This is a genomic window from Steroidobacter agaridevorans (assembly GCF_009932555.1).
GTDB lineage: Bacteria > Pseudomonadota > Gammaproteobacteria > Steroidobacterales > Steroidobacteraceae > Steroidobacter > Steroidobacter agaridevorans.
Genome location: NZ_BLJO01000012.1, coordinates 82,760 through 107,666, shown reverse-complemented (window position 1 = coordinate 107,666; position 24,907 = coordinate 82,760). Strand labels below are relative to the sequence as shown.

At 63.0% G+C, this 24,907-nt stretch carries 16 protein-coding genes; 7 read left to right on the top strand and 9 right to left on the bottom strand.

What is annotated here, in order from left to right; genetic code table 11:
* Positions 1-17: 17 nt before the first annotated feature.
* On the top strand, positions 18-722 hold the full coding sequence (bioD, locus tag GYH35_RS32845; RefSeq protein WP_161830577.1) for an ATP-dependent dethiobiotin synthetase BioD: 705 nt from the start codon (positions 18-20) through the stop codon (positions 720-722).
* Here the strand turns inward: bioD and GYH35_RS32840 are convergent.
* The 3 genes from GYH35_RS32840 to GYH35_RS32830 all read right to left on the bottom strand — a co-directional run bounded on the left by GYH35_RS32840 (position 677) and on the right by GYH35_RS32830 (position 7,213).
* Complete coding sequence (locus GYH35_RS32840; RefSeq protein WP_202624953.1) at positions 677-1,672, bottom strand: ornithine cyclodeaminase family protein; 996 nt, start codon at positions 1,670-1,672, stop codon at positions 677-679. The genes bioD and GYH35_RS32840 overlap by 46 nt on opposite strands.
* A gap of 243 nt (positions 1,673-1,915) precedes the next feature.
* On the bottom strand, positions 1,916-3,688 hold the full coding sequence (locus GYH35_RS32835; RefSeq protein ID WP_161830576.1) for an acyl-CoA dehydrogenase: 1,773 nt from the start codon (positions 3,686-3,688) through the stop codon (positions 1,916-1,918).
* Positions 3,689-3,712: 24 nt separating this feature from the next.
* Positions 3,713-7,213 carry a methylmalonyl-CoA mutase family protein gene (locus tag GYH35_RS32830; protein WP_161830575.1) on the bottom strand — a complete coding sequence of 1,167 codons (3,501 nt, stop codon included), beginning with the start codon at positions 7,211-7,213 and terminating at the stop codon, positions 3,713-3,715.
* Positions 7,214-7,378: 165 nt separating this feature from the next.
* Between GYH35_RS32830 and GYH35_RS32825 the strand changes: the two genes are divergently transcribed.
* Positions 7,379-8,032, top strand: a complete 654-nt coding sequence (locus GYH35_RS32825; RefSeq protein ID WP_161815419.1) for a TetR/AcrR family transcriptional regulator — start codon at positions 7,379-7,381, stop codon at positions 8,030-8,032.
* Here the strand turns inward: GYH35_RS32825 and GYH35_RS32820 are convergent.
* The 4 genes from GYH35_RS32820 to GYH35_RS32805 are packed head-to-tail and all read right to left on the bottom strand — an operon-like array spanning position 8,029 to position 10,761.
* Positions 8,029-8,370 carry an Hpt domain-containing protein gene (locus GYH35_RS32820; protein ID WP_161830574.1) on the bottom strand — a complete coding sequence of 114 codons (342 nt, stop codon included), beginning with the start codon at positions 8,368-8,370 and terminating at the stop codon, positions 8,029-8,031. The genes GYH35_RS32825 and GYH35_RS32820 overlap by 4 nt on opposite strands.
* Entirely contained in the window at positions 8,370-8,756 is a 387-nt protein-coding gene (locus GYH35_RS32815; RefSeq protein WP_161830573.1) for a response regulator, read from the bottom strand. Before GYH35_RS32815 ends, GYH35_RS32820 begins: the two co-directional genes overlap by 1 nt.
* A gap of 2 nt (positions 8,757-8,758) precedes the next feature.
* The gene (locus tag GYH35_RS32810) at positions 8,759-9,802 is read right to left on the bottom strand and encodes a diguanylate cyclase (protein WP_161830572.1); all 1,044 of its coding nucleotides are present in this window, start codon (positions 9,800-9,802) and stop codon (positions 8,759-8,761) included.
* 5 nt (positions 9,803-9,807) lie between these two features.
* Positions 9,808-10,761 carry a response regulator gene (locus tag GYH35_RS32805; protein WP_161830571.1) on the bottom strand — a complete coding sequence of 318 codons (954 nt, stop codon included), beginning with the start codon at positions 10,759-10,761 and terminating at the stop codon, positions 9,808-9,810.
* A 248-nt stretch (positions 10,762-11,009) separates the two neighbouring features.
* Here GYH35_RS32805 and GYH35_RS32800 point away from each other — a divergent pair, with 248 nt between their 5' ends.
* A complete protein-coding gene (locus GYH35_RS32800) occupies positions 11,010-13,118 on the top strand; it encodes a PAS domain-containing sensor histidine kinase (protein WP_161830570.1) in 2,109 nt (702 codons plus the stop codon).
* Positions 13,115-16,615: a PAS domain S-box protein gene (locus GYH35_RS32795; RefSeq protein WP_161830569.1), complete on the top strand. Its 3,501-nt coding sequence runs from the start codon at positions 13,115-13,117 to the stop codon at positions 16,613-16,615. The genes GYH35_RS32800 and GYH35_RS32795 overlap by 4 nt, the downstream gene beginning before the upstream one ends.
* Here the strand turns inward: GYH35_RS32795 and GYH35_RS32790 are convergent.
* Positions 16,599-17,660 carry an isoaspartyl peptidase/L-asparaginase family protein gene (locus tag GYH35_RS32790; protein ID WP_161830568.1) on the bottom strand — a complete coding sequence of 354 codons (1,062 nt, stop codon included), beginning with the start codon at positions 17,658-17,660 and terminating at the stop codon, positions 16,599-16,601. The genes GYH35_RS32795 and GYH35_RS32790 overlap by 17 nt on opposite strands.
* Before the next feature lie 68 nt (positions 17,661-17,728).
* On the opposite strand from GYH35_RS32790, the gene GYH35_RS32785 reads away from it, so the two are divergent.
* From GYH35_RS32785 to GYH35_RS34730, 3 genes are all read left to right on the top strand, one after another.
* Positions 17,729-18,847, top strand: coding sequence for a helix-turn-helix transcriptional regulator (locus tag GYH35_RS32785; RefSeq protein WP_161830567.1), 1,119 nt, complete (start codon positions 17,729-17,731; stop codon positions 18,845-18,847).
* A gap of 18 nt (positions 18,848-18,865) precedes the next feature.
* Positions 18,866-20,953, top strand: coding sequence for a carboxypeptidase-like regulatory domain-containing protein (locus GYH35_RS32780; RefSeq protein ID WP_161830566.1), 2,088 nt, complete (start codon positions 18,866-18,868; stop codon positions 20,951-20,953).
* A gap of 121 nt (positions 20,954-21,074) precedes the next feature.
* Positions 21,075-23,183 (top strand): carboxypeptidase-like regulatory domain-containing protein, encoded by a 2,109-nt coding sequence (locus GYH35_RS34730; protein WP_202624951.1) that lies wholly within the window; start codon positions 21,075-21,077, stop codon positions 23,181-23,183.
* Between the two features lie 60 nt (positions 23,184-23,243).
* Here the strand turns inward: GYH35_RS34730 and GYH35_RS32770 are convergent, their stop codons facing one another.
* The gene (locus GYH35_RS32770; protein WP_202624949.1) at positions 23,244-24,869 is read right to left on the bottom strand and encodes a glycoside hydrolase family 43 protein; all 1,626 of its coding nucleotides are present in this window, start codon (positions 24,867-24,869) and stop codon (positions 23,244-23,246) included.
* Positions 24,870-24,907: the final 38 nt, after the last annotated feature.

Below are 24,907 nucleotides of genomic sequence, written 5' to 3'. Positions count from 1 at the left end.
ACTTCGCTCAAGACGCAATGACTGTGATCGATTCCAGACCTTCCCTATTGATTGGCGTAATTGGCACGAACACGGAAGTAGGAAAGACCTGGGTGACCGCGCAACTGCTGGCAACGCTGAAGTTGCGGGGCTCGCGCGTCGCGGCACGAAAACCGGTGCAATCGTATGGGCCGGATGAAATCGATACCGATGCCGCGCGTCTTGCCGGCGCGAGCGGAGAAGAAGTCACGGAGATCTGCCCCGCCCATCGCTGGTATCCGCTCGGACTGGCTCCGCCGATGGCTGCACAGGCGCTGGGGCGAGGACCGGTGTGGATGTCGGAGCTCGTCAGCGAGACTCGCTGGCCTGCGGATGTGGATATCGGTTTCGTCGAAACCGTGGGCGGTGTGCGCTCGCCGCTGGCTTGCGATGGTGACAGCCTGGAGCTGTTGCGGCGCCTGGAAGTGGATCGCATGCTCCTGGTCGCCGATGCGGAACTGGGTACGATCAACGCGGTGCGCCTGACGCTGGCTGCCGTCAGCCCCGTGCCTACCGTTGTTTATTTGAACCGCTTCAATCCGAACAGCAAGCTGCACGAGTTGAACCGGCGTTGGCTGGCCGAGCAGGACAAGCTCACCGTGATTACGGACGTGCATTCGCTGGCAGTGGCCATCGAAGAAGCCCACCGGAGCAGCGATCACAACTCGGCGCGGACACCCAAGCCGCGCTGCTGCGCTCGCTGATAGATCGCATGGGCCGCGGCGAGATCCTGCGCCGCGATGCCCAGTGATTTATAGACAGTCACTTCGAATTCGTCGGTGCGGCCGGGCACGCTGCCATTGAGCACCTCACCGATCTCGCCACGGATATGTTTGGCGGCGTTCGAGCCCATCGCACTGAGCAACTCCCCCGCCTGAGCGAGCGCCGAGCCTCGAAAGTCGACGAAGAAGCTGCTTCGCAGGACCAGCGCGTCGTCGACTTCACGTGCGGCAGCAGAGCTCGCTCCAACCAGGTTCACGTGCGCGCCTTGCGCGATCCATGCGCCTTCGACGATGGGTTCGCGCGAGCCGGTGGTCGTGCACACGATGTCCGCGCCCAGCAAGGCGTCGCGAATCGTTCCGTACACTTCGATGTTTGGCTGTCCCGGCCGCGCTTCGCGATCGGCGAACGCGTAGGCTTTTTCTTTGGAGCGCCCCCAGACACGCACCGAACGCAGCTTGCGGACCAGGCCGATCGCGTGCAGATGGGCGGCCGCTTGTTCGCCGGTGCCGATGATCGTCAGATCGGCGGCGGCTTCAGACGCCAACGCTTTGGTCGCCACCGCCGTCGCCGCGGCCGTGCGTAACGCGGTGATCGACGCCGCGTCGATGATGGCCAGCGGCAAACCTTCGCGTGACTCGAACAGGACCACTACGCCCAGGTGAGACGACAGGCCTCGCTGAGCGTTCTCGGGATAAACAGCAATTACTTTCGCGCCGATGCTCGGCGGCTCGTCGAGATAGCCCGGCATGACAGCCAGAATGTTCGGCGTGCCCGGCGGCACACAGCCGATGCGCAAGGGCAGCTGCGCCCCGCCCCGTGACACCTCTCGCATCGCGCTCTCGACGATGGGAATGCAATCCTCCATCGACAGCAAACACCGCACATCGGCGCCGCTGATGACCAGCACGGGAGTGGAGGCTGTATGACGCATTGTTATATTCGCCGGACTCAATCCGAGCGAACTCCGGATGTGATTTAGCCATATCCCACACTGATATGACCGGCCGCGCCGGAGAATTCATCCGGGGTCGAGCATCCTCACGCGTATCGCTGAGAACAATACATCCGGCCGCGATCACGGCGGGGCCCCTGGCCCCGCCCCTGAAAAAATAAAAATTGAGTTCCCCCTCCCGTTCACGGGAGGGGGCAAGGGGGTGGGTCTTCCGGCCGGAACTTAAAGCTTCGCTGGATCCGATTCGAGAATCGACGCAGCACCCTGCTTCACAACGCGCGACAACGTCTGCGCCTCCGGCAACAGGTTCGCGGCATAGAAACGTGAGATCTGTTGTTTGGCCGCGAAGAAATCCGGATCGGTAGACGCCTGACGAACGGCAAGCTCGTGCGCCTTGGCCGTGAGCCAGCCGCCGACAACGACGCCGCCCAGCATCAGATACGGCACGCAGACGGCCAACGCCCCTTCCGGATCTTTCAGCACCGCCGCCGTCGCATCCTTCAACGCAGCGACGCCTTCCAGCGCAGCGGCCTTGCTGGCCGCGACACCGGCATCGCTCGACGAAATCTTCTCTAGCTCCGCCTGCATGTCGGCGATGAGCGCATTCATCGCAGCACCGTTGTCACGACCGACCTTGCGGCCCACCAGGTCGCCCGCCTGAATGCCCGTCGTGCCTTCGTAAATCGGTGCGATGCGCGAGTCGCGCAGGATCTGCGCCGCGCCGGTTTCTTCGATGAAGCCCATGCCACCGTGGACCTGCACGCCCAGCGACGCCATCGACACGCCCAGCTCGGTCGACCAGCCCTTCACGATGGGAATCAACAACTCGCCGCGGGCCTGGGCCTTCGCCTTCTCATCCCCGTCCGGAAGATGCTTACCCAGATCGAGCTGCATCGCTGCGTACAACGCCACCGCACGCGCCGCGTCGGTGTACGCCTTCTGAGTCAGCAGCATGCGCTTCACATCGGGGTGATACGCGATCGGCGGCACCTTCGAGCCATCCGGCACATTCTTCGTCTTCGGCTTGCCCTGCACGCGAGTGCGCGAATACTCGAGCGCCTGCTGATACGCACGCTCGGCGAGCGCATAGCCTTCCAGGCCCACCGACAGACGCGCGGCGTTCATCATGATGAACATATATTCCAGACCGCGATTCTCTTCGCCGACCAGATAGGCAACCGCGCCTTCCTTATCGCCATACGACAGCACGCACGTCGGGCTGCCGTGGATGCCGAGCTTGTGCTCGATGGAAACACAACGCACATCGTTCGGCTTGCCGAGGCTGCCGTCATCGTTCACCAGCACCTTCGGCACGATGAACAACGAGATGCCACGCACACCGGCGGGCGCGCCTTCGACGCGACCGAGCACCATGTGAATGATGTTCGACGTGTAGTCGTGATCGCCGTAGGTGATGAAGATCTTCTGACCGTACAAGCGATAGTGATCGCCTTCCTTGACGGCGCGCGTACGGATGGCAGCGAGATCGGAGCCGGCCTGCGGCTCGGTCAGGTTCATCGTGCCGGTCCACTCGCCGCTGATCATCTTCGGCAGATACTTTTCCTTCTGCGCCTGCGAGCCGCACTGATTGATGGCTTCCACCGCACCCTGCGTGAGCATGGGGCACAGCTTGAAGGCGAGATTCGATGAGGCCCACAATTCTTCCACGGCTGTGCCCAGCAGGGTGGGCGCGCCCTGACCGCCGAACTCCGCCTCGGCGCGCAACTGCGTCCAACCGCCTTCGACGAACTTGGCATAGGCCGCCTTGAATTCCGCCGGCATGCGGACGCCTTCGGCCGTCCACTTCGCACCGGTGCGATCGCCGATGCGATTGATGGGATCGAGCACACCCTCGGCAAAGCGGGCCGCTTCGTCCAGCACCGCGTCGGCAAACTCGGTGGAGTAGTCAGGCAAGTCGGACAGTCCGACCAAACGCTCGTCGCCGATCAGCTGATGGATCGCGAAGCGCAGTTCTTTGAGAGGTGCTTTGTACATGGAAGTCAGTGTCTTAGCTGCAAGTTACATACTGCGGCGATACTGCCCGCCGACTTCGTACAGCGCGCGGGAGATCTGGCCGAGAGAACATACCTTAACCGCGTTCATCAGCTCGGCAAAGACATTCCCGCCGGACGTGGCGACCTTCTGCAAGTTGCGTAGGGCTTCCGCGGCATGAGCCGCATTGCGTTGCTGGAAGGACTTCACAGCCGCAACCTGGAAATCCTTCTCTTCATCGGTCGAGCGAATCAGCGCCACGCCCTTCGCGGCTTCGTTCGAATCAGCATCCGAAAGGAAGGTATTCACGCCGATCAGCGGCAGCGAGCCATCGTGCTTGCGCTTCTCGTAGTACATGCTCTCTTCCTGGATCTTGCCGCGCTGATACATCGTCTCCATGGCGCCGAGCACGCCGCCGCGCTCCGACAACGATTCGAACTCTTGGTACACGGCTTCTTCGACCAGATCGGTGAGCTGCTCGAGGAAGAACGAGCCCTGCCACGGATTCTGATTGTTGTTGAGGCCCAGCTCCTTGTTGATGATGAGCTGGATGGCCACGGCGCGACGCACGCTTTCTTCGGTCGGCGTCGTCAGCGCTTCGTCATAAGCATTCGTGTGCAGCGAATTGCAGTTGTCGAACAGTGCGTACATCGCCTGCAGCGTCGTACGAATGTCGTTGAACTGAATTTCCTGGGCGTGCAGCGAACGGCCCGACGTCTGAACGTGATACTTGAGCATCTGGCTGCGCGGACCGGCGCCGTAGAGATCGCGCATGGCGCGCGCCCAGATGCGACGGGCGACGCGACCGATGACGGCGTACTCGGGATCCATGCCGTTCGAGAAGAAGAACGACAGGTTGGGCGCGAAGTCGTCGATCTTCATGCCGCGCGCCAGGTAGTACTCGACGATGGTGAAGCCGTTGGACAGCGTGAATGCCAGCTGGCTGATGGGATTCGCGCCCGCCTCGGCGATGTGATATCCGGAGATGGACACCGAATAGAAATTCCGCACCTTGTTGTCGATGAAGAACTGCTGCACGTCGCCCATCATGCGCAGCGCGAACTCGGTGGAGAAGATGCAGGTGTTCTGCGCCTGGTCTTCCTTGAGAATGTCGGCCTGCACCGTGCCGCGGACCAGTGACATCGCCTCGGCTTTCAGCTTGGCATGCTCCTCGGCGCTCAACACGCCGGGCGCGATCAGCTGGTCGCTGGCGATGCCCAACAGCGCAATGCCCGAGCCGTCGTGACCCTGCGGCAAGTCGCCGCTGTAGATCGCAGGATTCAATCCCTTGGCCTTCATCTCATTGCGAATCTCGCCAATCCGCTTCTCAGCCGCATCCCAGCGGCCTTGAGCGCGCAGGAAACGTTCGACGCGCTGGTCGATCGCCGTGTTCATGAACATGGCGAGCAGCATCGGCGCGGGGCCGTTGATGGTCATGGAAACGGACGTCGTCGGCGCGCACAGGTCGAAGCCGGAGTACAGCTTCTTCATGTCGTCGAGCGTCGCGATCGACACGCCGGAGTTGCCGGTGCGACCGTAGATATCGGGACGCGTATCCGGATCTTCGCCGTACAACGTCGTGGAATCGAACGCCGTCGACAGACGCGTCGCGCCGTGGCCGCTGGCGAGATAATGGAAGCGACGATTGGTGCGCTCCGGACCGCCCTCACCCGCGAACATGCGGATCGGATCCTCTTCCTCACGACGGTACGGATACACGCCGCCGGTGTACGGATAGCTGCCCGGCAGATTCTCGGAAAGGATGAACTGCAACGTTTCGCCCCAGTCCTTGAAGCGCGGCACAGCGATCTTCGGCATCTGATTGCCGCTCAACGACGTGACGTAGTTGTCGCCAGTCACGAGCTTGTCGCGCACCTTGTACGAATACTTCTCGTCGGTGACGCCCTTGACCCGCGCAGGCCAACGCTTCAGCTCGCCCACACCCTCGGCGCCGACATCGTCGAGCGCCTTGTTGTAAGCAGCGCGCAGCTCGCGACGAGTCGCATCGATCGACTGATCGTTGAGCGCATCTTCGGGGAAGCGATCCAACGGCTCCGGCAGACGCGCGTCATGCAGCGTGCGCAATGTTTCATACACGCCCGACGCGCGACGAGCGGCGTCCACGACCGCATCGATGTTCGATCGGGCTTTGCGTCCCGCACCGGCGATTTCGGCGAGATACCGGCTGCGCGTGCCCGGAATCAGCGGGTCGCGAGAAACGAACTTGATCGGCCCGACATCGCCGGGCGACCACTGACGCTCCGTCGCCGCCAGACAGCGCTCGTTCACCAGCTTGCACAGGTGCGAGAACAGATGATTGACGCCAGGATCGTTGAACCGGCTGGCAATGGTCGGAAACACCGGCACTTGCTCGTCCGGCAGACGGGCGCGATCGGGATGATTGCGACGCCACTGCTTGCGCACGTCACGCAGCGCATCTTCAGCGCCGCGCTTCTCGAACTTGTTCAGCACCACCACGTCGGCGAAATCCAGCATGTCGATCTTCTCGAGCTGGCTGGCCGCGCCATATTCGCTCGTCATCACATACGCGGACACATCGACCATGTCGGCGATCTCGGTGTCCGACTGGCCGATGCCGGCGGTCTCGACGATGATCAGATCGAACTGCGCGAGCCGCAGCAGGCCGATGACATCTTTCAGCACCGCGCTGGTTGCGAGGTTCTGACGACGCGTCGCGAGCGAACGCATGAACACGTTGGGCGCGGCGAGCGAATTCATCCGAATACGGTCGCCCAGCAAGGCGCCGCCCGAGCGACGGCGCGTCGGATCCATCGCCACGACCGCGATATTTCGATCCGGGAAATGACGCACGAATCGTTGCAGCAGCTCGTCGTTGAGGCTGGATTTACCAGCGCCGCCCGTGCCCGTGAGGCCGATGACCGGCGCGCCACCCTGCACTTTCGCAATCGCCTTGCGGATCTCCTGACCTGCAGCATCCTCATCGCCGGTGCCTTCCAGCAGTGAGATCGCCTGCGCCAGTTGATGATGATCGCGCGGGTCCAGCGAACTGCCGGCGCCAAAGGCATAGTTGGGCTTGGCCGAAGCAGCGACGCGCTTGAAAACGTCGTCGATCATGCCGTCGAGGCCCATGCGGCGGCCGTCTTCGGGCGTATAGATCTTTTCGACGCCGTGTTTCTCCAGCGCTTCGACTTCGTGCGGAGCAATCGTGCCGCCGCCGCCGACGATGACACGGATGTGATCGACGCCCTGCTCGCGCAGCATGTCGACCATGTAGGCGAAGTATTCGTTATGCCCGCCCTGGTAGGACGACACGGCGATGCCATCGGCATCTTCCTGGATCGCCGCGCGGACGATGTCGGCCACGCTGCGGTTATGGCCGAGGTGCACGACCTCCGCGCCATGGGCCTGTAACAGGCGGCGAATCATGTTGATAGCGGCGTCGTGACCGTCAAACAACGACGCGGCGCTGACGAAGCGCAGCGGGTGCGCCTCGGGGCGGGTCGCCCGGTTGTCGGCACGGAAAGGCAGAACAGCGGCTGTATTCATGGTCGCCTCGGGGCGAATCGAAGGTATTCCGGGGGCAGAGTAGAGCTGGAGCTCTAATTTACCCGCGAGTATATTTAGCCCGACCCCGCCCGGTCAATCAGGCCCCCGGCGCACCAGGTCACACGCTATGATCGTGGCTCGTCCCTATTGAGGAGCAGCTTTCCGGTGGCAGGTCGACAGGCGCGCAAGAACATTCCGCAACGGGCCAGCGGCCCCGCCCTATGGGCTTCGGTGGGCGCGCGAGTGCGGGATCGGGAGCGCAAGCGCGACGCGGTGATCATGACCGCGGCCAGGGCCTTCCGGGAGCGCGGCTATCACAACACCTCGCTGGACGACATCGCGAGCGAGTTGAACGTCACCAAGCCGACGGTCTATCACTACGTCGAGAACAAAGAGCAGCTGCTGTTCGAATGTTTCCGCGCCGGCCTGAAGCTGATCATGGACGGCATCGAGGAACAGCGGGAATCGACGACCACCGGACGCGAGCGACTGGCGGCAGTGATCTCGCGCTATGCCGAAGCCATCACCTCGGACTTCGGCTGGTGCATGGTGCAGGCCGAGAACCAGGACCTCAGCCCGGCCATGAGCCGCAAAGTGAAGGCGCTGAAATCGGAAATCGACCAGGGCCTGCGCAGCCTGATTCGCGCCGGCGTCGACGACGGCTCGATCCGTCCGTGCGATGAGAAGATGACGGCATTCGCATTGGCGGGCGCGCTGAACTGGATTGCGCACTGGTATCGCAGCGACGACCAGCTCGCGGCTGCCGAGATCGCGCATCGATTCATCGAATTGTTCGAGCAGGGATTACAGCCGCGTTAAGTAGCGGCGCGCGCCGCCACTGCTTTGTCGATCGCCGTTTGTAAGTTGGCGAGAGCCTCGACCAAGCGCGGCTGATCGACCGTGCCGGAGGCGACGAAACCCGCAGCCAGACGTTCCATCTCGCCGGCGCAGCCGCTGATCTCATGGAACTGCAGCATCGCGCCGCTGCCATGCATGCGGTGAGTCAGCGTCTCGATCTCACGAACCACATCCAGGTTGCCGCTCGCGGCGTTGTCGACCAGGGTCTTCAGCTGCACCACTTCCCGCGTCACCCGCTCTATATACCGGCCCGCGATCTGGACCATCTTGGCGCGCAACTCATCGGGACCGCTGGCCATCACAATGTTTCCCAGATGGAGAGCACATGCTCGGCCAGCAGCATGGGATCGAACGGCTTGGCGATCACCGCCGCCGCACCGAGCGCGCGAAAGCGCGCCACTTCCTGCGGCATGGCCTTGGCGGTCATGAAGATCACGGGAATGGCTTGCAGCTCGGGCTGGCTGCGCATCTGCTGCAATGTGGTCGGCCCGTCCATGTTCGGCATCATCACGTCGAGCAGCACCAGATCCGGCTTGCTCGCCTGCATGCTCTGCAATGCGCGCATGCCCGAATCGGCCGTGTTCACCGACAGCGTAGGCACGAGCCCGAGCGCCATCTGCACGATCTCGCGAATGTCGGGCTCGTCGTCGACGTACAGGATCTCGCGAAGCTTGTCTCTATTCATGGCTAATGCGCCTGGCCCTGTGCGCTCGATGCGGCCGAGCTGAAGGCGAGCGGCGACTGGCCGTCCAGGCTCATGGTGTAACGATTGCGTCCATCACGTTTGCTGGCGTACAGACAACGATCGGCGATCTCGATCAGGCGGGTGGAATTCAGATCGCTCGTCAAGATCTGCGCGGCCTCGCTGCCGCCGACGCTGATGGTCACTGGAATCGGCCCGGCCGATGAATCGATGGGAGTGTCGGCCATGGCGCGGACCAGCCGCTGAGCAACGATCTCGGCGCCGCGCAGATCGGTGTCGATCAGCACGATCAAAAATTCCTCGCCGCCGTAACGAGCGATCCAATCGCAGGCACGCGGCAGCAAGTCACGCAGACGGCGATAAGTGTTGCGCAGCACCTCATCGCCGATCGCATGACCGTAGCGATCGTTGATGCGTTTGAAGTAATCGATATCCAGCAGCAAGAGCGACACCGGATGGTTGAAACGCCGTGTGCGCTCCAGCTCCAACGACAGCTGCCTTTCGAGATAACGACGACTGTACGCGCCGGTGAGCGCGTCCGTATTCGCCATCTGCCGCTTCTGATCGAGCGCGCGCCGCAGCGCTTGTTCGAGACTGACGATGCGTCGTGCATTGCCGAGGCGCGCGACCAGCTCGGGCGCCGAAATGTTTTTCTTGCCCAGGTAGTCGTCCGCGCCGGCCTTCAGGCCCGAGACGATATCGGCGCTGGCGTTCTGCGCCGTGAGCAGGAAGATATATAAGTAACCGGGATAGTGACCCTCGCGCGCCCGCTTGCACAACGTCACGCCGTCCATGCCGGGCATGTTGCGATCGGTGATCATGATGGGACAGAACTCGGTTTCCAGCAGCTGCAAGGCCTCTTCCCCGCTCGACGCCACGGCCGTCCGATACCCCGCTTCCTGCACGACCGCGACCAGATAATCGCGCGCGTCCGGATCGTCATCGACGATGAGCACGCGCAACTCCGGCTGCAACGCGCTCAGCTCCAGCGTCAGCGTCTGCTCGTATACGCCGGGATCGGATTGCATGGGGCTCAGAGCACTTCAGTGCGCCGTTGCGTGGGGACAGTGGTCGGCGCGATTCGAGCACCTGCTTCTGCTTCACGCAGCAGCGCTTCGATGTTCGCGGAGATGTGCTGTGACGACCCTGTTTCCTGCTCGGGCGTAAACGACGCACAACCGACACGAGCCGTGAACGATTCGAGCGGTGTCAGCAGACGCGCCGCCAAGGTGGCGCTCAAGCGGACGCCGACGCCGGCCGCGGCGACACCATTGGTCTCGGGCAGCACGACGGCAATACGCTGCTTGCCATCGTGTCCCCGATAGCGGGTAGCAAAATCGATATCGATTCGAATACTGTCGCTCACGACACTCACCGCTCGCGCCATCGTGTCGGCAGCCACGGGCTCGCCGCTCTGCGATTGCAGCTCCATCGCCAATATCGACAGGTTCCGCCCGTAACGAGCGGCACGCTTCAGTTCGGCGCGCATCCGATCGGCCAATACTCCGCTCGCCACGTCGCTCACCAAACCCGCACCTTGCTGCTGTCTCACAGCGTGCAACGCCTGGCGCATTTCCACGGCCCGAAAGCCGGCGCGAATGCCCGCGACGATCTTCGCGTCCGGCGCCCGCTTGCTCAGGTAATCGTCGACGCCGGCAAAATAACCCCGCTCGTGCGAGCTGTGGTCGTCGAGCACCGTGAGCATGATGATGTAGGTGTCGCTGTCGCCTTGATTGCGCAGATTCTCGGTCAGACGAATGCCATCCATGCGGGGCATCTGCCAATCGGTGATCACCACGGGGAACGATTGCGTCTTCAACAATTCCAGCGCGGCGCTGCCGTCGCTGACCGTGTGTGTTTCGAAGCCGAGCGATTTGAGGCGGTCGGCCATCAGCTCCAGCTCGAGCTCGTCGTCATCCACCAGCAGAATACGTTGCGGTGTACGGCTCGAAGCCCCAGTCACGGATGCGTCCTGAACGTTGCTCATGGGAGCGATGGCTCGATGTTTGTGAGAATTTTCCGGAAGCTTGGCTCCGTGCGCCGCCGCATGAGATCAGGTAGCCCACGCCGTTTGCATGAGTGATTCCCGCAATCGCCGGCCTGCATGAAGTCCATAGCAAAGGCGCGTATATCGGCTGGCGGCCATACGTATTAATAGGGTGTCGAGTCGCACGAGGCGGGCATTCGTCATTGGACCGACCTTTTCAAACGGAACAGCGCGTAAGAGATGAACAGTTGCAGCTCCTGTTTGCAGGGCTGCCGTCCTCCCTGCTCGCCACCCTGGTACTGCTGACGCTCACTGTCGCGGTAACGCATCTTGCCGGCGCGAATCATGCGCCATGGGCGAGTGTGTGCATTGTCATCGTCACAGCGGCGCGTCTGTTCCTATGGCTGGCCTATCGACGACAGGCTCAGCGTGAAAACATTGCATGGTCGACGTTGTTCCTGATCGGCTCCATCGCCGCCGGCGCGGCGTGGGGCTTCGGCGCCGTGATGGTGTTTCCTGCCGGGAACGTCGCTGCACAAGCCTTCATCGCCTTTGTCATTGCCGGGGTCTCGGCCGGCGCGATCACCACACTTGCCGTCGACAAACGGACCGCACTCGGCTTCGTGCTGCCCTGTGTGCTGCCGCTGTCGATCCGTTTGCTGGTCGAGCCCGGTGCGTACAGCGCCACGATGGGCATCATGGTTGCGATCTATGCGGTCGTGATCTCGGCCGCCGCCGTGCGCCTGAGCCAGCACATCACCGAGAACATCGTGCTTCGAATGCGCGCCAGCGAGCAACAACGCGCTCAGGAGCGCTCCGAGCGGGCGCTGGCTCAGGCCAATCATCGCCTGCGGGACTTCATCGACGCCGCGGACCACGTCGCGATCATCGCGCTCGACAATCACGGCATGATCTCGATGATGAATCGCGGCGCCGAGAAAATGCTCGGTTACGCCGAACAGGAGCTGGCCGGCAAGCTCACGCTGGAACTGCTGCTGGACGCCGACGAGCTGCACGACATGGCCGGCGAATTGAGCACCGAAGGTCGTCAGCTGTTCGGGCTCGATGCACTTTTACAGTACAGCCTCGCCACCGGCACGTTGCGACATGAATGTACGTTCGTCGGCAAGAACGATCAGCGCGTGCTCGTGGATCTGGTGCTGACTCCCACGCGCGCGGATGCCGAGACTGTCACTGGCTTTCTGGCCACCGCAATCGACATCAGCGAGCGCAAGCGCGCCGCCGAAGCGTTGATCCGAATGAACCAGCGCTTCGTGCTGGCGGCACACTCGGGCGGCATGGGGATCTGGGACTGGGACGTGGTCGCCGACACACTCACCTGGGACGCGCGCACCTACGAGATCTACGGCGCGCCACGCGATCTGAAGCCCGACGTGAATTACATGCTTCGCGCCGTTCATCCAGACGATGCCGAGCGGGCGCGTAACGAATTGATGGCGGCGCTCGCCGGCAAACAACCACAACTGCGCACTACCTTTCGCATCACCTATCCCACCGGCGAAGAGCGTGTCGTCAGCGCATCCGGTCTGACCTTGCGTAATGCGAGCGGCCGCGCCGTCCGTATGACAGGATTGATCTGGGATATCACCGAGAGCCGGCGCGTCGAGCGCATGAAGAATGAATTTGTCGCCACTGTTTCGCACGAATTGCGCACGCCGCTGACCTCGATTCGCGGCTCGCTCGGATTGGTGTCGGCCGGTGTCGCGGGCGCGCTGCCGGAGCGCGCGGCGAGCCTGGTCAACATGGCCTTGAACAATTGCGAGCGCCTGACGCTGCTGATCAACGACATTCTCGACATGGAAAAGCTGGAATCGGAGAAGCAGCGCTTCGATGTGCGTCGTATGGATGTGAGCGAACTGGTGAACCGCTCGCTGGAGGACAACGCCGGATTTGCTCAATCGCTCAGCGTGCACTTCGTCACTCCCGAGCCGCTGTGTCACGCCGACGTGCTGGTCGATCCCGACCGGTTCCTGCAAGTCATGGCCAACCTGCTGTCGAACGCCAGCAAGTTCTCGCCCGCCGGGGCCGCGATCGAAGTGACTGCCCGCTGCCATCAAGGTCGCGTGCGCGTCTCGGTGCGCGATTACGGCAAGGGGATTCCGCCGGAATTCCAGTCGCGCATCTTCCAGAAGTTCTCTCAAGCCGATTCGTCGGACTCGCGCAGCCGGGCCGGCACCGGGCTTGGCCTCGCCATCAGTCGCGCCATCGTCGAACGGCTCGGCGGTCACATCGGCTTCGAGACCGGACCAGGCGGCACGACGTTTTATTTCGACCTGCCCGACGCCGACAGCCTCGCCGCGCAGACCATGGCCCTCCAGCAATCCAACGTCTCATGACCGCGCCGACTCCGCAGCGCCTGCCCTTCCGCAATAGTGACATCGTCGCCCTGGTGCTGATCGCGCTCGGCATCGGGATCGCTGCCAGCTGGCTGCTGGGGCGGCCGCTCACCTTCCAGGTGGGGCTGGATAACGTCGGCATGACCTTGAACGCCGCCCTCTGTTTCATCGTCGCGGGACTCGCACTGAGCCTCGGACAGCCGCGTGCGCGCCTCGGCCTGGCGATTCTGCTGGCGATTCCAAGCGTGCTCACATTCTGCGAGCACGCGTTCGACATCGATCTCGGCATCGACCGGCTGTTCGGCGATTCATGGATTCTGGAAGCGGCCCCTCATCGAGGCCGCATGGCGCCGCAAGTGGCCGGGGCGTTCGTTCTCGCGGCAGTGGCGCTCGCGCAGCTGAGTCGTCCGCGAAGCAACCGCCTGCATTGGCTCGCGCCGCTGGCCACGGGCGCGATATTTCTAATCGCCTTGGTGTCGTTCTTCGGCCGGCTGCTGGGGCTCGATATCATTTATGACTGGCAGTATGCGACGCGCATCGCTCCGCATACCGCTGCCGGTTTGTTGCTGCTGTCGCTGGGACTGGGGCAACTCTGCTATCGACGCTCATTCGACAAGACCGACGATGTTTCCAACGATTCACGCCGCATTCTCGCAGTCAGCACGGCGGCGTTGCTGGCGATCACCATCACCTGCGCTGCCGTATGCTTCGCCGTCGTGGTACGTCACAGCCACGATCTGCAGCAGGCGGCGTTGAGCCGCGAATTGCGCAACCAGGTTGAGCTGATCGGCACGGAGATCGCCGGTCAGCGCCAGGAGAGCGAGCGCGTCGTGATGAGTCAGTCGTTGGCCCTGATCGTCGCGCGCACGTCGCCGCAAGTCAGCGCGGCCAGATTGCGCCAGGCTTTGGAGCGCTGGGCCGAGGACCGGCTGCCGCTGAGCCGGGGTCTGCAAGCGCTGGAGCTGACGGATGCCGACGGCAATTCTTTGTTGCGCTCGGGGTCGTTCGGCCCGCCATCCAGCGCCGTCGTGCGCCTCGATGCTGGAGCTCGCATCGAGATCGGCAACGATGCGCGCCTGTTGATCGAGCGGGCGACCGGTCGGGATGCCTCAGGTCGCGACGGGTTCATCCGAATCCAGTTCGCTCTGCCCCGCCTGACCGCGGCATTGTTATCGGACCGGGCAATCAGCGATTTCGACACTTCCATCTGCCAGGCTCTCAGCGAGCACTCGATGCAATGCCTGCGGCTGGCCTCTTCGGCGCTGGCAAGTTTGCCGATTGCGCGAGAAACGGCGGGGCGCACAGGCCCGCTGAACCTCGCATTCAGCGGCAAGAGCGGCGTGACGCTGGTCGCGGAGCCGAGCGGCGCCCGCTTCTTCGCCGCGTATGGGCCAATCGCCGGCACACCTCTGGCAATCACCCTGACGACGCCGCTCGACACGCTCTACAGCGACTTGCGTCAGCGCTTGAACATGTTGCTGTGGCTGATGCTGGGCCTGGTCGCAGCGGCTGTCTGGATCCTTCGCTGGCAGATCGCCCCACTCATCGGCAAAGTGGTCGCTGCACGCTCGCGCGCCAACGACAGCGCGATGCATCTCACGGCGATCATGAACACTGCGGCCGACGGCATCATCACCGTCAATCGCATCGGCACGCTCCTTTCGGTAAATCCAGGCTTCCGCCGCCTGCTCGATACCGACTCGCACGAACTCGTCGGCAAGCAGCTCACCGAACTGCTGCCCGGACTGGAACTGCAGATCGATGACCATGGCATGCGCTCGCTGGCCCATTGCGCCGATCAGCCCGCCATGGAGTTCCAGCGCGAATCCACTGCCGGCGACATCAGCTATCTGCAAGTGGAATTCGCGTGGCTCGATCCAGCCACGCGCAGCACGCTGGTCGCGACAGTTCGCGATCTCACGCTGCTCAAACGCGGCGAAATGGAGCTGCGCGAAACGCACGAACGTCTGCAAGACAGCGAACGGTTGTATCGCGACCAGGCGACCCGGCTCGCCACTCTGTTCGACAGCGTCGAGGACGCCATCGTCGTCATCAACGCCAGCGGCAACATCGAGTCCTGGAATCGCGGCGCCCAGCATCTGTTCGGCTACAGCGCCGAAGACATCGTCGGCAAGGACGCACGCCTGCTGCTGCCCGAGCCGCACGCCTCGCGGCTGTCGCGCTATCTCACCACCGACGATCGCAGCAAGGCCGGACGCATCGAGATGGAAGGCCGGCACGGCGGCGGCCGGATCGTTCCCATCGAAGTCTCGATCCGCCAAATGATCATCAACGACCAGCAACTGTACGTCGCCGTGCTCCACGATATCTCGGTGCGACGCGAAGTCGAGCGCATGAAAGCCGAGTTCGTTTCGACCATCAGCCACGAGCTGCGCACGCCGCTCACGTCGATTGCCGGCTCGCTCACGCTCATCTCCGGCGGCGCGGCCGGCGAGATTCCGCAAAAGGCCGCGCGGCTGGTCGGCATCGCGCGCCAGAACAGCGAGCGTTTGATCCGGTTGATCAACGACATCCTGGACCTGGAGAAGGCCGAAGCAGGCAAACTGGATTTCACATTGAGCGTGCGCTCGTTGCGCGCCGAAGTGGCTTCGGTGGCCGAGTTCAGCCGCGGCTTCGCGCAAAGTCTCGGTGTCGCCATCGAGCTCGAAGACGGCGACGACGCCGACGTGCTCATCGACAGCGACCGGCTCACTCAGGTGCTCACGAACCTGATCTCCAACGCCGCGAAGTTTTCTCCGCCCGGCGGCGGCGTGCGCATTCGCATCGAGCGTGAACAGTCAGCCGACGTGCGAGTAACCGTCAGCGACAATGGTCCCGGCATTCCTGCGGAATTCTGCGCGCGCATTTTCCAGAAGTTCGCGCAGGCGGATGCATCGGACAGCCGGGCCAAAGGCGGCACCGGCCTCGGCCTGTCGATCGCGAAGACCATCACCGAAAAACTCGGCGGCCGCATCGGCTTCGACACCACGCCCGGCAAGGGCACCAGCTTCTACGTCATATTGCCCATCCATGCGCACGGCAAAGCTGAAGACACGTTGGTCGAGGTGGAACGCGGCACGGCGCCGGCGCGCGGCGAGGAGTTGCCGCAGATTCTGCATATCGAGGACGATCTGTCGCTCGCCGCCATTGTGCGTGAGGCCATGTCTCGCAACGCAGTTGTGACTTCGGCGCGATCGATCGCGGCAGCTCGCCAGCAGCTGGCCGAGAAACATTTCGACGCGGTCATTCTGGATGTCACGTTGCCGGACGGCTCGGGCCAGGATCTGTTGCCCATTCCGACCCGCGCCGGCGAGCGGCCGCCGGTCATCATCTCCTACACTGCCGACGAGCCGTCGCGAACCTTGCGCAACGCTGTGGACGTGGCGCTGGTCAAGTCGCGACACTCAGTGACTCAACTGATGGTCACCGTGCTGGCTCGCATCGATGGCGACGACACTCACGACACCCAGTCGCGGCGGGTTATTTCTCATCCTTGAAGATGCCAATAGTCACCGGCTGCCCCTCGGCCGCACGAGCACGATACATTCCCGAGGTATTGAAGCTCCACGCCATCTGACCGTCGGGAGCAACGGCAATGATGCCGCCATCGCCCTGCAACGCCGTGAGTTGCTTCTGAATCACTTCGTCGGCCGCCGCTTGCAGGCTCATGCCGCGATATCGCACCAACGAACAGATCTCGTGCGCGACGCTGAGACGGATGAAATACTCACCGGTGCCGGTCGCCGATACGGCGCACGACTGATTCGATGCATACGTGCCGGCGCCGACGATCGGGCTGTCTCCGACCCGTCCCCAGCGCTTGCCGGTGGTGCCGCCGGTGGATGTTCCCGCCGCGACATTGCCAGCCATGTCCAGCACGACGACGCCGACCGTGCCCTTCTTGCCTTCATCGTGCGCCAGGCCCTCGGCCGGATCGTCGTTCGCGATGCCCGACGGCTTGGCAGGCACGGGCAGTTTGTTTGCTTGCAGATACTTGACCAGCGCATCCCAGCGGCGCTGCGTATAGAAGTAGCCGGGCTCGACCTGCTGCAGTCCCTGCTGTTTGGAAAATTCGTCGGCGCCCACGCCCACCAGCATCACATGAGGCGACGCATCCGCCACGCGACGTGCCAATGAAATGGGATGACGGGTCCGGGTGACGCCGGCAACCGCGCCCGCCTTCAATGTCTTGCCGTCCATGATGGCGGCATCCAGCTCGTTGCGACCCTGCGCCGTGAACACAGCACCGCGACCGGCATTGAACAGCGGGTCGTCTTCCATCAAGCCGATCGTCGATTCGATCACATCCAGCGCCGGCTTGTTGGCCGCGAGCAGCTTGGCGCCGTGCTCGGTGACTTTGCGCATCGCTTCCCGGTACGCGCGCTCCTGCTCGGCGGAAAGTTGCTGACGCTCGATGACGCCCGCACCACCGTGCACGACGATCGCCCAACGCGGTCCGGCTTCAGCGGTCATGGCCACACTCGCAACCAGCGCAGCCAGCCAGGCTGCTCGCACCGATGTTCTCAAGCAAGCGTGAACCATGTCCAATTCCTCACATAATCTGAGCGACCCCACTTTGCCTTTACATAGTTGTGTGGTCAATTTCAGCAATGATAAGAAACGACGAACACTGGCTGGGCCTGGTCGATAAATTTCAAGCCGCGGGCGTGAGCGGCACCGGTTGGTATGAAGCGCTCACCGCCCTTGCTCACGGCACGGGCTCGCAGCACGGTCAGCTCATTTGCATCGGCGACGATGCGACCGTGCCCATCGACATCCTGACCGACATCGACCCCGCCTTTCACGACGCCTTCGTGGCCGAGGGCGGCGGCGATCCGAGGGTCAATCCGCGAGTGCGCGCCGGCATGAAAGCGCCGTTGCTCGACGTGCTCGCCGAGTCCGACTTCATCTCCCCCGAGGAATACAAGCGCGATCGGCACTACCAGGAATTCGTCATTCCCAACCACGTTCCATACATTTGCCTGAGCACGCTCGATCGCGCGCCGGGCATGCTGACCGGCCTGGCGGTGGTCCGCAATGAGCGCCAGGGTCATATCAGCGAACCCGAGCGAGCGATTTTCGCCTCGCTCGCACCTCATGTCCGTGCCGCAGTTCGAACCCAGGCAGCGCTGGAAGGCAACGGCGCAGCGCTGCTCGCAGGCGCGATGGAAGCGCTGTCCATGCCTGCATTCGTTTGTGATCGCACTGGAACCGTAAGAGAGCTCACGCCGGCGGCCGAACGACTCGCGACCGCCAATCGCGGGCTGCAGTTGAAAGAAGGCCGGCTGCGCGCCGCTCTGGCGAGCGATACCAGAGAGCTCGAGGACGCCATCGGCGCCGCCGCCACCGGTCAGGCTCGTCCGGGGGCGCCACTGATGCGGACGGTCATCGTGCGCAGTGGCGAGCACGATCTGGCGCCCATGGTCCTGGACGTCATTGCCTTGCCGCCGCAGTCGACCGAGTTTTCATTCATGCCCCGCGTGCTGGTCGTCGCGCGAGGCGGCAAGGGCGCGCTCGAACGCAAGGCCGCCATCCTGCAAACCGCTTACGGCATGACCAGCGCCGAAAGTGACATTGCCTTGCAGTTGTGTTCCGGCAAAACGCCGGAAATAATTGCTGCCGCACGCAAGGTAGCGGTCGGCACGGTACGCGCCCAGATCAAGGCATTGCTGGCCAAGGCCGGCGCCAAGAGACAGATCGAACTCGTCGCCCGCCTGAATCAGCTCTAACAAGAACTTGGGGTATTCATGGCTTCGTTCCGGTCCGGCCGCTCGCTCGGCAAGGCGGTCCTGTCGACGTTGTTCCTGTCTGTACTGGCCGCCTGCGGCGGTGGCGGTGGCGGTGGCGGCGGCGATGGTGGCGGTACTCCTCCTCCGCCGGCGCCAACAGGGAGCCGCCTGACGCTCACCGGCACGGTCACCGACGCTCCCATTCCAAGCGCCGTGGTCACAGCGACCATCGGCGGCCAGACGTTTACCGCCACCGCAGATGCCAATGGCAACTATCGGCTCGAACTGACCGTCGCGCAGAGCGCGACCGGCGAGTTCATCACATTGAAGGCCAAGGGCGCCGGCCCGCAGTCGTATGTCGAGTTCACCAGTCTGCTGGGCACGTTCCAGGCCCTGAAGACCCAGGCCGGCAGCGACGAGATCCTGTCGAGCAGCGAGAACTTCGCCACCCAGATCACCAACGTCAGCACCGCGCTGGCCGTTCTGCTCCAGCAGGCCAACGGCGGGCAGCCGGTCGCCAGTCAGACATCGATCGATACTCTGACGCCCACTTTGAATGCTCAGCAGCTCCTCGACCTGGCCGCGGCGATCAAGCTGCTGGTTGACCAGCCCGACGATTATCCGATGCCCTCGGGGCAGACCTCGCTGCAAGCACTGCTCGCGAATACGACGGCGCGCAAGCAACTCGTCAGCGACTTCTTCGAACAGGATCCCGCAACGTTCCAGGCCGCCCAGAGCGCCATCGCGAACGATCCGACGCTGACTCGACCTGTCACGAGCGCCACGCTGCCTTCGACATTGACGGCCGTGTTGGTGACGGACGATGACGCCGCGACGTACGCCGGGCTCGATCGCGCCATCTCATACACGTTCAATACCGATGGCACTGGCAAGGTTTCCTCTGGCACCTGGCAGCGGAACATGACCTGGAGCATCTCGGGCGCCAGCGTCGACATCGTCTATGAAACGCCTGTCACGTGGCTGTACACGTGGGAGCGCAAGATCTGTCCGACGTACCTGATGAATGGTTATGCCAATTACGGTTATGCCGATTACCCGATCGATTACGACGTGGCGGGCGCCAGGCTGACGCTGCTGAACGAGCGCGTGCTGGCGATCACCGAGACCCGGCAGATCAGGGACCGGGCCTGCAGCCCGGTTCCGGCCACCGAGGTGGTCACCGTGGCTCGCACCCTCCAGAAGACAGAGGACTTTCAAACGATCGATGCAGCCGAGTTGCGCGACTCGATTCGCACGCTGTGGATTTACGATCTCCCCATCGACCATGACTATGCCAGCCGCGGCATCATGCCGGACCTGGCGCGATTGCAGGCCGATGGCACCGGCACCACCGAGGCGTGGGGCAAGCGTTTCACCTGGTCGCTGGATGGCAGCGGTCGCATACTCAGCCTGGCCTTCGAGGATGGCGTGACGGCGAAGTTGCACTCGCTGCGTGAGCTCAACGATTTTGCTACCGAGATGTTGTTCGAATTCACGTTGCCGAGCGGAGAGCGGTTCATCGAGGCCGGTGCGTCGGTGCGAACCGACCTGCGACCGCAGCTCGGGTTCACATTGGACAACACGATCGGTCGCCATTACCGCTTCGGCGTCGACAATCCGCCGCTCAATCCGGGAGCCAAGGGCAGCCGCTGGCGCTTCGACGCCGACGGCTTCGGTTCGCAGGAACGCGAGAGGATCGACGAGAACGGCAACCTCGTTACTGTCGACGGCAGCAACCTCAGGCCGCAGTGGGGTTACAACTGGCGCCTCAACGGCAACGATCTGGTGGAGCAGCACACGGAAGACAACGGGACATTGAACTGCGATCTGCGGACCAACCCGTTTTGCAACCTGGACTGGGAACTGCGCATCGTGCCGCTGGCGCGAGAGGGCAGTCGCACCTACGTGCTCGAGTGGTCGCGCGATGCCCAGCCCGACGCCTACGGGCAATTCACGTTCTTCACCGCGGTCGTGTATTACAACTTCGAGCCGTTCGGCGCGACTGCCGTCGTGAACGGCAAACCCTCGAGCGCAGGCCCCGTTGCTTCGGCAATGAGACGCGATTCTCACATCGCGCGAGGTGCGTATCACAAGTTGCGAAACTAGTCAGCCGCCTATCCCATATTGGTAATGCGCTGAAAAAAGCTCCTCGACTACCGTGAGTTCATACCGCCCCGCGTGCTGCTGGCGCGGGGTTATGAAAACACTGGCATTCGAGGAGCATTCGATGAGTTCATTGCGAACTGGGCGGCGCGTGAGCGCAGCCGCCCTCTCAACCCTGCTGATGGCGACACTCGCCGCGTGTGGCGGCGGTGGCGGTGGTGGCAGCACCCCGGCCCCGACTCCGCCGACCGGCAATCCCAATCCCAACCCGCCGACCACGCCGACACCCGAGCCGGAGCCCGAGCTCAGCCGAGTGACGCTCGCCGGCACAGTCACCGATGCTCCTATCGCCAACGCCGTCGTCACGGCAACGATCGGCGATGAAACATTCACGGCCACCGCCGACGCCAACGGCGTGTACAGCCTCGAGATCGCGGTGGATGAAGACGCGACGGGCGGCTTCGTGACATTGTCCGCGCGCGGTGTGGGTTCGCAGTCGTATGTTGAATTCACGAGCCTCGCGGGCACGTTCGCCTCGCTGCAAAGCCAGGCTGGCGACGATGGCACGTTGTCGAACGCCGAGAACTTCGCCACCCAGATCACGAATGTGAGCACGGCGCAGGCGGTGCTGCTCAAGGAAGCCAACGGCGGCAATCCGATTGCCGACGAAGAGAGCCTGCGCGCTCTGTCAGCAACGCTCAACAGCCAGGAAGTGCTGGATCTGGCCACCGCGATCAAACTGTACGTGGACGATTCGGCCAACTATCCGATGCCCGACGGCGAAACTTCGCTGCTGGCTCTGATGTCCAGCGCCGCTACGCGCGAGCAGTTCACGGATAGCGCGTACGACCAGGATCCGACGGCCTTCCAGAACATGCAGACCGCCATCGTCACCGACAGCTCGCTGACGCAGCCGGTCAGCAACGATTCGCTGCCGGCGAAGCTGACGGTCGCGATGCTGTCCGACGCCGCCGAGTTCTCGTTCAACTATTTCAATCGGGTGTACTCGTACACGTTCGATGGCGACGGCACGGGCACGGCTACGGCGGGAGCGTGGCAGAACGCCGATGCAGCGCCTCTCAACGGCAGCAGCGTGGACACCACTTGGAGCATCAATGGCAGCAGCGTCGAGATCGCCTTTGGGCAGACGGTGCTGGTCAACAGCTATGAAGCCTGCCCGGATATTCCAGCCCAGGTTCTCGCGGCGCTCACCAGCGATGGCGTCAAACTCACCTTGTTGAGCGACCGTGTTGTGGCGATCACCGAAACCAACCAGATCGCCTATCCCCAGGGCATTCCCGCTGGCTGCGGCGTAGCGCCGCGCACTGAGACCAGAACAGTGGCCCGCACCATCCTCCACGATGAGGACTTCGAGCAGCTCGGAACCGACGATCTGGCGGATTCGACCCAGTCGATTTACGTGTATGTCGACGGCGTGGGCGTCACAGCCGACATCGCGGATTTGAGCGCCGACGGCACGGGCCGGACCTGGGCTTTCGAAAAGGACTTCACCTGGGCGCTCGACAGCTCGGGCCGTGCGGTCAATGTGGAGTTCGCCGACGGCACGGTCGCGCAGTTCCGCTCGCTGCGTGAAGTCGACTTCGTCACCACCGACCTGTTCTATGAGATCACCACGGCCGACGGCCGTTACGTCGACGCAGGCGCCTCGGTGTACAAGGATCCCGAACTGCCGCTGGTGTTCACTTCGGAAAACGTCGTTGGCCGCTTCTATCAATTCGGCGTCGGCGTCGAAGGCAGTAGCGATCAGCGCACGAAGGGCTTCCGCCTGCTGTTCGAAAGCGATCACACTGGCGCGCACGAAGACGACATGATCGAGAATGACCAGCTGATCACCTTCGATGGCAGCAATCGGCCCGATTACAATTTCCACTGGAGCATCGATGGCGAGGACGTGGTGATCCAGCGCACGTTCGACGTGGTGAACGAACAGGATCATTGCGTGCCGGGCAGCGCGGATTGCATCGTCTACGATGAGCGCCGCCTGGTGCCGCTGGCAGTCATGGACCTGCCCACCGGTCAGCATCGCGCTTACTGGATGGAATATCGCCGCACGCAGTTCGGCGGCGTGACTGAGAACACCATTCCCACCACGCTGGTCCGCTTCTACGACTCCGAGCTGCCGGCTGCACCCGCCGGCTTGAGCAGCAAGCCTTCGTTCTTCGACGAAGGCAGCGCACGCAAGCTGCGCTTCAACGGCGTCAGCCAGCGCTGATCGAACGTCGATAGCTTCGGCAGCCCACCGCGAGGGTGTTTCCCTCCGGTGGGCTGATTTTTATTCGACGCCCGAGACGCGGAAGTAATCGAAATCCGCGTGACCGACTGAGGTACCGATGTACGCCGGCGTGCCCGCCGGCGACGAAGCAAACAATCCGATCGTCGCGCCGACCCAGCGGCCCGGATCGATCTGCACCGGCGGATGCTCGAAGGTCACGAAACGCTCGCCGTCGGTGCTGTAACTGAACTTCACTTGGGCGAGCACTTCCTTGCGCTCGGCCGGCCAATGCGGCTTGTCCGGCGGGGTGATATCCACCACGACCGGCTCGATCCGGGCGCGCAGATAAATATCGCTCGTCACTCCTTCCAGTAGCACTCGACCGTCATGCACGAGCCGAACGGCATCCGCGTCTTTGCGCAAGCCAATCCAGCTGTACTTCGTGCCTACCACAGCCAGGCCCGCCCGCTCGCCTTCACGTAACGGCGAAAAGCGCAGCTTCGTGTCCGCGACGAACTTCGGTGCGGGGAATTTCTGTGTCAGCACGCTGCCGGTTTCGAACAAGCTCGCCGGCGTGGAAACGGATTTCAAGCGAAGCTGCCCCGGCGCAGCCGACAAGCTCATCCAATCCTGAGCTGGGTTCGCGTGCCACTGCCACGCCAATGACAACGGGCCGGAGAAATCATCGTTCATTTGCGGGACGGCGATCCCCGTGACGGCTTTCACCTTGGGCTTGCGATTCGTGATCACGGGTTCGCCGCGACCATCTTTGTCACGATCCGCGCCGATGATGGGCCAGCCGTCCTTCCAGACCATGGGCTGCAAATGCACTCGACGTCCGAATGCACCGGTGTCCTGGAAGTGCAGGAACCAATCTTCTCCCGCCGACGTGGTCACCCATGCGCCTTGATGCGGACCATTGACGTCGGTCTTGCCCTGATCCAGCACATTGCGGAATTCATAAGGCCCGTCGAGCTTTCGCGAACGGAACACCGTTTGCCAACCGCCCTTCACGCCGCCCGCCGGCGCGAAGATGTAGTACCAGCCGTCGCGCTTATATAACTTCGGACCCTCGATCGGCGCCCAAGGCATCGGACCATTGGTCGTGGGCTGAGGCGGCAGCGCGTTACCGTCCACCACCGTCTTGCCCGCATCGAGCAAGCGCGTGCCATCGGGCGACATGCGTTTGAGTTGAAGAATGTTGTTGAAGCCAGCGCGACTACGCGCGTACGCCACGATCAGCCATGCGCTGCCATCGTCATCCCAGAACGGACAGGGATCGATGACACCCCGACTGTTATCCACCAACACCGGTGCGCTCCACGGCCCTTTCGGATCGTTCGCCGTGATCACATACACACCGAAGTCGGGGTCGGGATAATAGATATAGAACTTGCCGTCGTGATGCCGGATGGCTGGCGCCCACACGCCGCCGCCTCGCCGCGGCACCGAGAAATGCGCATCCGGCGTGAGTCGCGGCAACGCGTGGCCAATCAACGTCCAATTCACCAGATCCTTCGAGTGCAGGATCGGCAACCCGGGAATATTCGTGAACGACGACGCGGTCAGGTAGAAGTCGTCGCCGACGCGGGTCACGTCGGGGTCGGAATAATCCGCCGCGAGCACTGGATTTTGATATCGCCCGTTGCCGAGATCCGCCACCCACGGCGCGCGCGCCTCGGCCATCGCTGAGCTCGCGGAAACGATCGCGCACGCAAGGATTG

Excerpts from the sequence above, each read along its gene's own strand:
- bioD (WP_161830577.1), top strand. The coding sequence starts at position 18 with ATGACTGTGATCGATTCCAGACCTTCCCTATTGATTGGCGTAATTGGC.
- GYH35_RS32840 (WP_202624953.1), bottom strand. The coding sequence starts at position 1,672 with ATGCGTCATACAGCCTCCACTCCCGTGCTGGTCATCAGCGGCGCCGAT.
- GYH35_RS32835 (WP_161830576.1), bottom strand. The coding sequence starts at position 3,688 with ATGTACAAAGCACCTCTCAAAGAACTGCGCTTCGCGATCCATCAGCTG.
- GYH35_RS32830 (WP_161830575.1), bottom strand. The coding sequence starts at position 7,213 with ATGAATACAGCCGCTGTTCTGCCTTTCCGTGCCGACAACCGGGCGACC.
- GYH35_RS32820 (WP_161830574.1), bottom strand. The coding sequence starts at position 8,370 with ATGGCCAGCGGTCCCGATGAGTTGCGCGCCAAGATGGTCCAGATCGCG.
- GYH35_RS32815 (WP_161830573.1), bottom strand. The coding sequence starts at position 8,756 with ATGAATAGAGACAAGCTTCGCGAGATCCTGTACGTCGACGACGAGCCC.
- GYH35_RS32810 (WP_161830572.1), bottom strand. The coding sequence starts at position 9,802 with ATGCAATCCGATCCCGGCGTATACGAGCAGACGCTGACGCTGGAGCTG.
- GYH35_RS32805 (WP_161830571.1), bottom strand. The coding sequence starts at position 10,761 with ATGAGCAACGTTCAGGACGCATCCGTGACTGGGGCTTCGAGCCGTACA.
- GYH35_RS32795 (WP_161830569.1), top strand. The coding sequence starts at position 13,115 with ATGACCGCGCCGACTCCGCAGCGCCTGCCCTTCCGCAATAGTGACATC.
- GYH35_RS32790 (WP_161830568.1), bottom strand. The coding sequence starts at position 17,660 with ATGGTTCACGCTTGCTTGAGAACATCGGTGCGAGCAGCCTGGCTGGCT.
- GYH35_RS32785 (WP_161830567.1), top strand. The coding sequence starts at position 17,729 with ATGATAAGAAACGACGAACACTGGCTGGGCCTGGTCGATAAATTTCAA.
- GYH35_RS32780 (WP_161830566.1), top strand. The coding sequence starts at position 18,866 with ATGGCTTCGTTCCGGTCCGGCCGCTCGCTCGGCAAGGCGGTCCTGTCG.
- GYH35_RS34730 (WP_202624951.1), top strand. The coding sequence starts at position 21,075 with ATGAGTTCATTGCGAACTGGGCGGCGCGTGAGCGCAGCCGCCCTCTCA.
- GYH35_RS32770 (WP_202624949.1), bottom strand. The coding sequence starts at position 24,869 with ATGGCCGAGGCGCGCGCGCCGTGGGTGGCGGATCTCGGCAACGGGCGA.